Source organism: Exiguobacterium sp. RIT594 (assembly GCF_003339585.1).
In the GTDB taxonomy this organism is placed as follows: domain Bacteria; phylum Bacillota; class Bacilli; order Exiguobacteriales; family Exiguobacteriaceae; genus Exiguobacterium_A.
On the sequence record NZ_QPKF01000001.1, the window covers coordinates 395084 to 407323 of the forward strand.

At 47.1% G+C, this 12240-nt stretch carries 11 protein-coding genes; 9 read left to right on the forward strand and 2 right to left on the reverse strand.

The window, feature by feature from the left end; translation table 11 throughout:
• Window positions 1–31 precede the first annotated feature (31 nt).
• Entirely contained in the window at window positions 32–349 is a 318-nt protein-coding gene (locus tag DVG79_RS01970) for a YtpI family protein (protein ID WP_012371088.1), read from the reverse strand.
• Between the two features lie 66 nt (window positions 350–415).
• Between DVG79_RS01970 and DVG79_RS01975 the strand changes: the two genes are divergently transcribed.
• Window positions 416–1351 (forward strand): DHH family phosphoesterase, encoded by a 936-nt coding sequence (locus DVG79_RS01975; protein WP_114595249.1) that lies wholly within the window; start codon window positions 416–418, stop codon window positions 1349–1351.
• Window positions 1352–1430: 79 nt separating this feature from the next.
• Here DVG79_RS01975 and DVG79_RS01980 read toward each other — a convergent pair whose 3' ends face one another.
• Window positions 1431–1625, reverse strand: a complete 195-nt coding sequence (locus tag DVG79_RS01980) for a YtzJ family protein (RefSeq protein ID WP_114595250.1) — start codon at window positions 1623–1625, stop codon at window positions 1431–1433.
• 155 nt (window positions 1626–1780) lie between these two features.
• Between DVG79_RS01980 and dnaE the strand changes: the two genes are divergently transcribed.
• The 8 genes from dnaE (at window position 1781) to citZ (ending at window position 12178) form a co-directional block, all read left to right on the forward strand.
• A complete protein-coding gene (gene dnaE / locus DVG79_RS01985; RefSeq protein ID WP_114595251.1) occupies window positions 1781–4948 on the forward strand; it encodes a DNA polymerase III subunit alpha in 3168 nt (1055 codons plus the stop codon).
• Between the two features lie 74 nt (window positions 4949–5022).
• Window positions 5023–5568 carry a FadR/GntR family transcriptional regulator gene (locus tag DVG79_RS01990; protein WP_233494506.1) on the forward strand — a complete coding sequence of 182 codons (546 nt, stop codon included), beginning with the start codon at window positions 5023–5025 and terminating at the stop codon, window positions 5566–5568.
• Window positions 5569–5589: 21 nt separating this feature from the next.
• Window positions 5590–6450: an acetyl-CoA carboxylase, carboxyltransferase subunit beta gene (gene accD / locus DVG79_RS01995; RefSeq protein WP_114595252.1), complete on the forward strand. Its 861-nt coding sequence runs from the start codon at window positions 5590–5592 to the stop codon at window positions 6448–6450.
• Entirely contained in the window at window positions 6437–7372 is a 936-nt protein-coding gene (locus tag DVG79_RS02000) for an acetyl-CoA carboxylase carboxyltransferase subunit alpha (RefSeq protein WP_114595253.1), read from the forward strand. The genes accD and DVG79_RS02000 overlap by 14 nt, the downstream gene beginning before the upstream one ends.
• 153 nt (window positions 7373–7525) lie before the next feature.
• Window positions 7526–8488, forward strand: coding sequence for a 6-phosphofructokinase (gene pfkA, locus DVG79_RS02005; RefSeq protein ID WP_256442161.1), 963 nt, complete (start codon window positions 7526–7528; stop codon window positions 8486–8488).
• Between the two features lie 83 nt (window positions 8489–8571).
• Window positions 8572–10320 carry a pyruvate kinase gene (gene pyk / locus DVG79_RS02010; protein WP_114595255.1) on the forward strand — a complete coding sequence of 583 codons (1749 nt, stop codon included), beginning with the start codon at window positions 8572–8574 and terminating at the stop codon, window positions 10318–10320.
• Window positions 10321–10371: 51 nt separating this feature from the next.
• Window positions 10372–10848 carry a DUF441 domain-containing protein gene (locus DVG79_RS02015; RefSeq protein ID WP_199505851.1) on the forward strand — a complete coding sequence of 159 codons (477 nt, stop codon included), beginning with the start codon at window positions 10372–10374 and terminating at the stop codon, window positions 10846–10848.
• A 217-nt stretch (window positions 10849–11065) separates the two neighbouring features.
• On the forward strand, window positions 11066–12178 hold the full coding sequence (citZ, locus tag DVG79_RS02020) for a citrate synthase (RefSeq protein ID WP_114595257.1): 1113 nt from the start codon (window positions 11066–11068) through the stop codon (window positions 12176–12178).
• The last annotated feature ends 62 nt before the right edge of the window (window positions 12179–12240 follow it).

Below are 12240 nucleotides of genomic sequence, written 5' to 3' on the forward strand. Positions count from 1 at the left end.
CACAAAAAAAAGACGGTAGCTACCGTCTTTTTTACGATTGTTCCGTCTGTTCCATTTCACGGACGACATACGGATAGATTTTTTTATAGCGGATGAAACCTGCGATAAATGAAGCGACACCGATGACAATCAGAATCGAACAGACGACTTTTCCGATTGTCGTCGTCAATCCGTCACCAGACACAAATTGGTTAACGGCAAAAAGAATGACGAACAAGCTGAGCCAGATGCTCGCTTGCGTATTGAATAAAAATTTCCGGTTCGTGCTTTTCGTATGAAACGCACGTCGTTTTGCAAGTAAATATCCACCAAGCGACAAGACGATTAACAGAATGAGAACAAACTGCATATGGATGACCTCCTTTTCTTTCTATATCTGTTTGTATCATATCAATATTTAGAGGAGCTGTGCACTGTGAAAGAACAAATCAGACAATTGATTGAACAAGCATCGACAATCATCATCCATCGGCACGAACGTCCGGACCCTGATGCGCTGGGCAGTCAGTTTGGATTGCAGCTGGTTTTACAAAACCGATTTCCCGGTAAAACAATAAAGGCAGTGGGCGAGATGGCGACCTCCCTTTCATTTATGGGAGAGCTCGATGCTGTAGAAGCAGCAGTGTACCCGCATGCACTCGTCATCGTCCTGGATACCGCCAATCAAGGACGGATTGATGGAGCGGAAGCCTTAAACGGGCAACAGACGATTAAAATCGACCACCATCCGGACGAAGATCCATACGCCGACGTTCAACTTGTGGATACAACCGTCAGTTCGACGTCAGAATTATTGGTTCACCTCTTAAATGAATGGGAGTACGAGATTCCGGCAACGGCGGCGATTCAATTTTATGCAGGGATCGTTGGTGATACAGGCCGCTTCCAATTCAGAGGCACGACTAGCCGGACATTTTCCGTCGCAGCGCAACTGCTGGATACAGGAATCGATACGGATTGGCTCTACCGCAACATGTATCAGACGGAACTGGTTGCTTTGCAGTTACAAGGCTATGTCTTGCAACATATCCAGTTGACGAAAGCCGGCGTCGGGTATGTCGTGTTGACACAGGATACATTGGCGGCATTCGATGCGACCGTTGAACAAGCATCCCTTCTCGTCAATAGCTTCGCAGGTCTGAAAGGCTTAAAAGCATGGGCATTATTCCTTGAAACTGATAAGGAAGTTCGTGTCCGCCTGCGCTCGAAAGGGCCAGTCATCAATGAGGTAGCCAAAGAATTTAATGGTGGCGGACATCCGATGGCATCAGGTGCGACAATCAAAGATTTGACGGAAGTGGATACGGTCGTCTCCCGTTTGAATGAAGTGGCAGAAGCCTTTACGTTCTAACAAAAAAAGGCTGCTCGCCATCATCCTGTTTCGGATACATGGCGAACAGCTTTTTTTAGCATCAATTTTTAGCATCAAATCAATGAGTGGAAGCCTCTTCTTGAGGGATGAACCAAGTTCCCCGTTCTGTGTGATCTTCAATGACGTTTAATTCAAGTTCTTTAACGGACTTACGGATTTTTTCAGCGATTTCTTCAGTCTCGGTAAATGCGGTTACCCCTAATTTCAGTTGTTCTACTTTTTCGCGGGCAATTTGGCTACGGTTTAAAATCATGGCAAACTCTCCTTCCGTGCAAGTCATGATGTTCTCTTTTTATTGTAGCGAAAAATGATGGGGATGGCGAGACTCAGAAACGCATAGATATGAAACTTCTGAAAACGTTTCATTTATGGAAGAAATAAAAGCAGATGAGAATGGAGGAAAAAAGAATGATCCAACTAAATGTCCGTACAGCATACAGTCCTTTGCAAAGTACGATTCGGATGGATCGTTATCTGGATGAGGTCAAACGACGCGGCTTTTCAGCTGCAGCCATCTGTGAAACGTCCTTGACCGGCGTGCCGGCGTTCATGGCAGGTTGTGCGCAACGGGAACTGACTCCGATCATCGGACTAGAACAAGTCATAGAACCGGATGAACTTACGATTTTGTGGTATGCGAAGACGAGTCATGGACTAAAAGCACTCTACCGGATTGCCAGTGAGATGCCTGTTGAAGACTATTCACAATTGATCGCTGTCCTGGAACCGAAACGCCAAGCACCGGAAGATGACTCGCGCTTACGACGTCTCGTCGCTCAGTGGATGGGATCAGCGCACAAAGCGAAGATTTTTCTCGGCGTCAAGGCGGTCCGGTCGACCGTTGAACGCGACAGCAGGGAACAGTACCGTCAAGCGGCAAATGCGCTCGGAATCGAAACGATTCCCATTGACCCTGTTCGTTATCTGTTTCGGGAAGAGGCGGAAGCGTTTCAAGCTTTGCGTGCGATTGACGAAGGGTCGACGTTCGCTGATCAAAAAGTCAGTCGCTCGGCTCACTTTAAACTAATGGAGGAGTTGCACGAGCAGTATACGGATCGGGAACTGCGGTTGCTGAAACAATGGGGAGAGTCGCAGGAGACATTGACGTTGCCGTTTCAATCACGTCCTCTCCCGCAAGTATCGGATGATTCGAACCATGCATTGAACCGTTTGGCGCATGACGGCTTGCTCGCACATGGACATGTCGAGGAGGAAGTGACAAAACGGTTGCAGTATGAACTGGAAGTCATTGAAAAAACGGGATTTGCTGATTACTTTCTGATCGTCGAAGATTTAGTGCGCCATGCGAAGGTAAAAGGCATCCGTGTAGGACCGGGGCGGGGCTCGGCCGCAGGTTCGCTCGTCAGTTATGCTCTCGGGATTACGACGGTAGACCCACTGAAATACGGGTTATTATTTGAACGGTTCTTGAATCCGGAGCGGATTTCGATGCCCGATATCGATATTGATATAGAAGATGAGCGGCGGGAAGAAGTACTTGAGTACCTGGTTGAACGGTACGGGAAGCAACATGTCGGTCAGATCGGAACGTTGTCGACTCTTGGAGCAAAAGCGGCATTACGGGATGTGGCACGGGTGTTGGAGTTTTCTAAAGATGAAACAGACGCGGCAGCGAAACAATTGGGAAAAGTGACGACATTACAAGGCCTTGAACAACAGGCTTCCATTTACCGCTGGTTCTCGGGCAGTGAAAAACGACGCCAATTACTGCAACTTGCTCAAGCGATTGAAGGGTTACCACGGCAACGTTCCATTCATGCTGCCGGTGTCATTATCGGATCAGATGAGTTGATCGAGACGACACCGGTTGATTTGAATGCCAGCGGACGGTTCGTTACACAATATTTAATGAAGGCCATCGAACAACAAGGATTGCTGAAGATTGACTTATTGGGGTTACGGAATTTAACACGACTGCGGCAGATGGAACAATTGATTCAACATACGTACCCCGATTTCTTGGTGGAACGGATACCGGACGAGGACAAAGCGACGTTACGGTTGTTCGCCAAAGGGGAGACGGATCACATCTTCCAATTTGAGTCGGCCGGGATGAAACAAACGTTACGGGAGGTCAAGCCGAATCAGTTCGAGGATCTGGTCGCGACGATGTCACTGTTCCGTCCGGGACCGATGAAATTCATCGATCTCTATGCGAAACGAAAAGCCGGTCAACCCTATCAAATGGTGCATCCGATTTTAGAAGAGATTTTAACCGCGACGTACGGCGTCATCGTCTACCAAGAACAAATCATGGAGATTACACGCCGGGTCGCCGGATTCACCTTGGCACAAGCTGACTTGTTGCGACGGGCAATCTCGAAAAAAAGCAGTCAGTCTGTGGAGGCGGAAAAACAACGGTTTATTGAAGGAGCGCTGCAAAACGGTTTTGATTTAACGGTCGCCGAAACGTTGTACGATCAAATTGAACGGTTTGCCGGATACGGATTTAACCGTAGTCATGCCGTAGCATATACGAAAATCAGTTATGCTCTCGGATACATGAAAGCCCATTATCCACAAATCTTTTCATTGGTATCGATCGATCAACCGGAACGTCTCGTGCGTGTCATGCGGGAAAAACGTCTTCCGGTACTGCCGCCTGATATTTGGATGTCGGATTACCGTTCGACATTAGAAGGTAAAGGAATCCGGCTCGGCGTTCAAACACTTCGGGGAATCACGGAAAAAGATTTTCAGACGTTACGGGAAGCGGCCAAAACCTCGCAAACGATTACACAATTATTGTCAGCAGTCGGTTGGGGGAAAAAAGAACGGGCGAAAATTGAACTTTTGTTATACAGCGGAGCGCTCGATCGGGCGACTCATGGAGACCGTGGGCTAGCGGAACAGGAAGTCCTTGACTACTTTACGATGGCTTCGAACACACTTCTTCCGGATGAACTCGCAAGTCTCGGGCGAAGAAAGACAACGGCTCAAACGAATCGGACAGCGACGGATTGGGCACGCCTTGAGCGTGAATCGCTCGGATTTTGGTTGACTTATTCCCCATTGATGACCGCGATGAAGCCGCCGGTTGAAACGACGCATTTTCAAACGGTTTCCCTTGAAGGCAATCAAACCAATTATCTGGTCTGTTATATTGAGCAAATCCGTGAATTTAAGACAAAACGCGCCCAAACGATGGCGGTCATGCATGCCGTCGATGGCTATTCGACGGAAGAAGTTGTCGTCTTTCCGCAACAGTATGCAGCGTTTAAACGTTCGTTGTATATCGGAAACGTCTTGTTGATTGAAGTGAAGGTGCAGGAACGCGAAGGGAACCGGCAATTCGTCCTGGAGCGGCTACGTTCTTTAGGACAAGATGTGTTATTCGTCAAACTACCGTCCAAAAATGATCTCGCGGTTCTTGAGCGGATGCTCGAGACCGTCCCCGGGGATATTCCGGTCGTCGTTCGTTATGCCGATACGAATGAGACAAAATCACTGCCGGGAATGTATGCCATCCAACAGGAAGAAGAATTGATGGCGCAACTCCGGATTCGATTCGGGGAAACGAATATCATCTTGAAAAATGTCCCTCGTTCGAACTAGTAGTAGGTAATAAGATTTGTTATAATAAGGGGTAATTGGTCTGACCAATGACCGCCGGAATAAGGAAATGACGCATGCGTCAGGAAGGTGGTGCTGTACAAATGGAGAAAAAGCGGAATGCTTTTGAAATGAATATTTCAGCAATCAAAACGATGATCGAACAGGATGGTTTTGTGCCGGGAGATCGAATTCCATCAGAACGTGAATTGGCAGAACGACTGTCGATTAGCCGTCCGTCCGTCCGGGAAGCACTTCGGACGTTAGCTTATCTCGGAATCATCGAGACGAGGCATGGCGGAGGTAGTTTTCTTTTAAACCGTGATGACCATACCTATATTCAAATCATCGCACAATTTTTAGTGACCGGCGATTCAAAGTTTGAAGATCTGGCAGGAACACTTCGTTTGCTTGAACAGGCAGCATTTGTTCAACTCGCAGACGCGTCCATTCTAGAAGTGCACGTCGATTCCGATGCGGCTTTTCGGGAAACGCTGATCGCTACAATCGATAACGATTTGTTTGAGCGGATTTGGCGGCAAGTGAATGCCTTCTATCAAAGTTTTGGTCAAGGGGAGCTCTATACGCGAGCGGAACGGGAAGCTTTTCTAAAACGCTCGTAGGAACCACAAGGGGGAACTAACGTGCAAGCATTTTTTCGAAAACCTAAAAAATTTGTCACTTTGACATCAAAAGAACAACGGGTCGATGTACCGGTTGGTTTAATGACGAAATGTCCGAAGTGCAAACTGATTCAATATACGAAACAACTCGAAGCCAATTTAAAAGTCTGTGTCTGTGGCTACCATCATCCATTAACTGCTACCGAACGATTTGAACAAGTGTTTGATGCGGGAACGATTACGTATTTCGATTTACCGGCAGTGAAGGCCGATCCACTCGATTTTCAGGATTATCCGGAAAAGCTGAAAGGAGATCAAGTACGGACAGGACTTAAAGAAGCGATTGTCTGCGGAGTTGGTCAAGTGAATGGATATCCGCTTGTAGCCTGTGTCATGGATGCACGTTTTCGGATGGGCTCAATGGGAGCGGCAGTCGGAGCTGCGATTGCAGAAGCCATCCGTTATGCAACCAAAGAACGGTTGCCTGTAACGATCTTTTCGGCTTCCGGTGGAGCACGGATGCAAGAAGGAATGGTCAGCCTGATGCAGATGGCGAAATCGAGCTTATTCCTGAAACAACATTCGGATGCCGGATTATTGTACGTTTCATGTATGACACACCCGACGACAGGTGGCGTGTCAGCCAGTTTTGCCATGTTAGGTGATTTTAATATTGCAGAACCCGGTGCCTTGATCGGCTTTGCCGGTCGCCGGATCATTGAACAGACGATTCGTGAAAAATTACCGGAAGACTTCCAAACGTCAGAGTTCTTATTGCAGGCGGGACAACTCGACGATGTCGTATCGCGACACGACTTGAAAACCTACTACACACGAATTCTGATGATGCACTCGGAGGGAACCAATCATGCAACCATTTGATCAACCAGTAATCGCATTGCGCGAAAAAATATTAGAACTGCACGATATGGCAGAGACGCAAGGCCTTGATTTCAAAGAAGAACTGAATTTATTGGAAGAGCGGCTGCGTCGGTTAGAACTCGATATTTACGGGAATATGAAAGCGTGGAACCGTGTGCAACTGGCACGGCATCCGGAGCGTCCGACGACACTTGATTATGTTCGATTGATCTGTGACGATTTCATTGAATTACATGGTGACCGGCACGGTTACGATGATGCAGCGATTGTCGGAGGAATTGCGATGCTGAATGGTCAAGCCGTGACAATCATTGGTCATCAGCGAGGAAAAGATACGAAGGAAAATATCCGCCGGAATTTTGGTATGCCGCATCCTGAAGGCTATCGAAAAGCTTTACGATTGATGCAACAAGCGGTGAAGTTTAATCGTCCGATCATCACGTTCATTGATACGAAAGGCGCGTATCCCGGCCGGGCGGCTGAAGAACGGGGACAAAGCGAAGCGATTGCGAAGAATCTCTTTGAAATGGCGGGAATGCCTGTTCCGATTATTTCGATCGTCATCGGTGAAGGCGGATCAGGTGGAGCACTCGGAATCGGTGTCTGTGATCAGTTGTTGATGTTGGAGAACTCCACGTATTCCGTCATTTCACCTGAAGGTGCAGCTGCTCTTCTTTGGAAAGATGCGAGCCTTGCTGAAAAAGCGGCAGAATCGATGCAAATTACGGCGCCAGATTTACTTCGGCTCGGAATCGCGGATGGAATCATCCCGGAAGTCATCGGTGGAGCGCATTTGGATGTTTCATTACAGGCTGATAAAGTAAAATCTGTTCTAGAACAAAAACTTGCCCAACTGACCCGTTTGACACCAGAACAGTTAATCGAGAAGCGCACAGAAAAATATCACCAAATTGGCACATAACCTGCATGTAATCGCTATCATGATTGGCATTCCTTATTTCGTGATGGGATGAACAAACTGCTGTAGAAAGTTTATGCAGTCTGCCCTGTTGTAAAACAACAAAACTACGTGCTATTTTAGACTAAGATTAATGGAGAGGTGATTAACGTGAGTTTGAAACGGATTGCTGTTTTAACAAGTGGAGGCGACGCACCCGGCATGAATGCTGCAGTGCGTGCTGTAACACGTAAGGCGATTTTTCATGGACTGGAAGTATTTGGCGTCTATAACGGATACCAAGGTCTGATTAACGGAGATCTCGTCCAATTGAACCTTGGTTCAGTAGGTGATATCATTCAACGAGGCGGAACATTCCTTCGTTCTGCACGTTGCCCGGAGTTCCGGACAGAAGAAGGACGTGCGAAAGCTGTCGTCAATCTGAAGAAATTCGAAATTGATGCACTCGTTGTCGTTGGTGGTGACGGGTCTTATCGTGGTGCCCAAAAATTGACGGGACTTGGTTTCCCGACAATCGGTCTCCCGGGAACGATCGATAACGATATTCCAGGTACGGATTACACGATTGGTTTCGATACAGCACTCAACACGGCACTGGAAGCAATCGATAAGATTCGTGATACAGCGTCTTCGCATGAGCGGACGTATGTCATCGAAGTCATGGGACGCGACGCAGGGGATATCGCTCTTTACGCTGGATTAGCCGGCGGAGCGGAATCGATCCTGGTCCCTGAGCGACCAGAAGATTTAAAAGAAGTCTTAAACCGGATTCAAAGCGGTGTCAATCGTGGTAAAAAACACTCGATCGTCATCGTGGCAGAAGGTGCCGGACGCGCGCAGGATGTGGGAGACGAGATCGCCAAAGAAACCGGACTTGATACACGTGTCACCGTATTAGGTCATGTTCAACGCGGTGGTGCGCCGACAGCTGCTGACCGTGTATTGGCAAGCCGAATGGGTGCTTATGCAATCGACATCTTGCTTGAAGGTAAGCAAGGACGTGTCGTTGGGGTACGCGGTGGCAAGATGATTGATCTTGATATCGATGAGGCATTGGACGAAAATAAACACGAACTGGATCTTGGAATCTTAGAGTTGTCAAAACAACTATCAATCTAAGATCGACCGATATCAGTCGGAGTAGAATAGGTTTTATTGGCATTGTGATTGAACAGCCAAACATTGTAGGAGGTTTATGGAATATGCGCAGAACTAAAATTGTATGTACGATTGGACCGGCGTCAGAAAAACGTCTTCCAGAAATGATTGAAGCGGGTATGAACGTCGCTCGTTTAAACTTCTCACACGGTGACTATGAAGAACATGGTGCCCGTATCACGGACATCCGCCGTGCAGCAGAAGAAGCAAACAAACTAGTCACGATTCTTTTAGATACAAAAGGTCCTGAAATCCGTACGCATACATTTGAAGAAGGCAAAGCTCTTCTCGTACGCGGTAAACAAGTCATCGTCGTCAGCGGTGACGCGAATGAAGTCGTCGGAACGGCAGACAAGTTCTCTGTCACGTACGATGGTTTATATGATGATGTCGAAGTCGGTTCAATGGTCATGTTAGATGACGGATTAATCGGACTTCGTGTTGCAGAAAAACTCGAAAACCGTGAACTCCTTTGTGACATCGAAAATGAAGGAATCATCAAAACGAAAAAAGGTGTTAACTTACCAAATGTAAAAGTTAATTTACCTGCTTTGACAGACAAAGACATCGCAGACATCGAGTTCGGAATCAAAAGCGACATCGATTTGATCGCCGCTTCATTCGTTCGTCGTGCATCTGATGTCGTTGCCATTCGTCAATTGCTCGAAAAACACAATGCAAGTCATATCAAAATCTTCCCGAAAATCGAAAACCAAGAAGGTGTCGACAACATCGAAGAAATCATCGCGATTTCAGACGGTTTGATGGTTGCACGTGGTGATCTCGGAATCGAGATTCCGACGGAAGAAGTCACGCCAACACAAAAAGATCTCATCAAAATTTGTAATGACTACGGTAAACCGGTCATCACAGCAACACAAATGCTTGATTCGATGCAACGTTTCCCACGTCCGACACGTGCCGAAGCATCAGACGTCGCGAACGCGATTCTTGATGGAACAGATGCGATCATGCTTTCAGGTGAAACAGCAGCCGGGGATTACCCGATTGAATCTGTTCAAATGATGCATACGATTGCGAAGCGGACAGAAAAAATGCTCGACTACAAAATGCTCTTGAAAGATCGTCAAACACGCAGTGAGCATACGGTGACGGACGCAATCGCTCAAGCCGTTACGCATACAGCGATCAACCTGGACGCGAAAGCAATCTTGACACCGACTCAGTCTGGTTACACAGCTGCCCGGATTTCAAAATACCGTCCAGAGCCAAACATCGTTGCCGTCACACCAAGCGCGCGTGTTGCACGTCAACTCAATATCGTCTGGGGTGTTTACCCGATCGTTGTCGACCATTTGTCAGACAACACGGATGATATGTTGACACTTGCTGCTGATACAGCAAAAGAAGCAGGATTCGTTACAGACGGTGACCTCGTCGTCATCTCTGCAGGTATCCCGGCTCTTACAGCAGGTACGACAAACATGTTGAAAATCCACATCGTCGGTAAAGAGATCACAAACGGTCGCGGAATCGGTGAACGTGGTGTCGTTGGCGAAGTCGTTATCGCTCATACGGCTGAAGAAGCAAACGCAAAAGCAAAACCGGGTATGATTCTTATCACGAACTCAACAGATCGCGACATGATGCCTGCAATCGAGATGGCTGCAGCAATGGTCACAGTAGACGGCGGATTGACAAGCCATGCTGGAATCGTTGGTCCTTCACTCGGTAAACCGGTTATCGTCGGTGTTGAAAATGCCATGACAATCTTCACAGATGGTCAACGTATTTCAATCGATCCTTTAACAGGTAAATTGTACAACGCATAATCAATGAAACGGATGTGGCGAAAGCCATGTCCGTTTTTTCAAATCGGGGGTTTGAACATGGAAGCCTATCTTTTTTTGATTGGTCTCGTGTTGATTGGTGTCATCGCTCAAAATAAATCGTTGATCATTGCGGCCGCTTTTTTACTCATCATCAAAGCGGTCGGGCTCGACGGTCGTCTGTTCCCGTCGTTACAGGCGAAAGGCATCACATGGGGAGTCACGTTGATCACGGCGGCGATTTTAGTACCGATTGCAACGGGAGACATCGGATTTAGAGAATTGCTTAACAGTATCCGGGGACATATCGGGATCATTTCATTTTTAGCAGGGATTTTTGTAGCCATCATTGCAGCCCACGGCGTTGGTCTGATGAAGGAAGATCCACTCGTCACGACAGCACTGCTTGCCGGAACGATTCTTGCAGTCGGACTGTTCCGCGGTGTACCGGTCGGTCCTTTGATCGGAGCAGGAATTGCAGCTCTTGTCATCGGAATGTGGGATATCATCGTTAAAACAATCAGTGGTTAAATTATGTAACAATAGTGAACTGAATTAATTTTTTGATAATAGTATGCAAGTTCGTTCACTTTTTGGTTAATTTTGTTTATACTAAGAACAGAAACAAGATGGTCTATTCAAGAGCAAACGGTTCAGAGTGGGGAACGACTCTTGCGTAGACGTCTTTTTTTCAATACGGAAATGAAAGCGTTTTAAATTTCTGGGGGAAAAAAAGGGGGATTTTTGTATGACACAAACAAAAGGTTTAGAAGGAATCGTCGCGACAGCATCGAAGATCAGTTCGATCATTGATGGTCAGTTGACGTATGGTGGGTATACAATTGATGATTTGGCGGAGCACGCCTCATTTGAAGAAGTGGTCTTTTTACTTTGGAATGACCGCTTACCAAAAGAAGACGAACTGAAGCAACTGTCAGAAGCTTTGATTGCTGAAGCAACGGTCGCACCAGCAGTTCTTGAGACATTAAAAGTGGCGCCGAAAACCGCCAACGCAATGTCAGCCATTCGTACTGCTTTATCACAACTCGCATTATATGATGAATCGGCTGAAGATATGTCGACAGAGGCGAATTACGCTAAAGCCATCAAACTCCAGGCGCAGATTGCGACACTCGTTACAGCGTATGCACGAATCAAAAAAGACCAAGAGCCGATTGCACCGAAAGCAGGTCTTTCTTATGCAGCGAACTTCCTCTACATGCTGACAGGCGAAGAGCCGACAGAAGTAGCAGAAAAAGCCTTTAACCAAGCACTCGTCTTGCATGCCGATCACGAGCTGAACGCTTCAACATTTACAGCGCGTGTCTGTGTTGCAACCCTGTCGGATGTCTATTCAGGCGTCACAGCTGCCATGGGTGCTTTGAAAGGTCCGCTTCACGGTGGAGCGAACGAAGCCGTCATGAAAATGTTGGTTGAAATTGATTCAGTTGAAAAGGTTGACGAGTATGTTCATAATAAGTTTAAGAACAAGGAAAAAATCATGGGCTTTGGTCACCGTGTCTACAAGGACGGCGACCCGCGCGCGAAGCATCTCCAGGAGATGAGCCGTCAATTGACAGCTCAAATCGGAGAACCGAAATGGTACGAGATGTCAGTGAAGATTGATCAAATCGTCCAATCGGAAAAAGGATTGAAACCGAATGTCGATTTCTATTCGGCTTCAACGTACCATGCACTTGGACTTGATACGGAATTGTTTACACCAATCTTTGCCGTCAGTCGTATGTCAGGTTGGTTAGCGCACATTTTAGAGCAGTATAGCGACAACCGCCTCATTCGTCCACGCGCCGATTATATTGGTGAAACACACCGGACATACGTGTCCATGAACGAACGTTAAAAAAGACGGAGAGGAGAAATCCTCTCCTGCTTTTTGATGACATCAATCATATTCAAGGGGGA

Coding starts and splice junctions, on each gene's coding strand:
- DVG79_RS01970 (WP_012371088.1), bottom strand. CDS start 349: ATGCAGTTTGTTCTCATTCTGTTAATCGTCTTGTCGCTTGGTGGATAT.
- DVG79_RS01980 (WP_114595250.1), bottom strand. CDS start 1,625: ATGATTTTAAACCGTAGCCAAATTGCCCGCGAAAAAGTAGAACAACTG.
- dnaE (WP_114595251.1), top strand. CDS start 1,781: ATGATCCAACTAAATGTCCGTACAGCATACAGTCCTTTGCAAAGTACG.
- DVG79_RS01990 (WP_233494506.1), top strand. CDS start 5,023: ATGCGTCAGGAAGGTGGTGCTGTACAAATGGAGAAAAAGCGGAATGCT.
- DVG79_RS02000 (WP_114595253.1), top strand. CDS start 6,437: ATGCAACCATTTGATCAACCAGTAATCGCATTGCGCGAAAAAATATTA.
- pyk (WP_114595255.1), top strand. CDS start 8,572: ATGCGCAGAACTAAAATTGTATGTACGATTGGACCGGCGTCAGAAAAA.
- citZ (WP_114595257.1), top strand. CDS start 11,066: ATGACACAAACAAAAGGTTTAGAAGGAATCGTCGCGACAGCATCGAAG.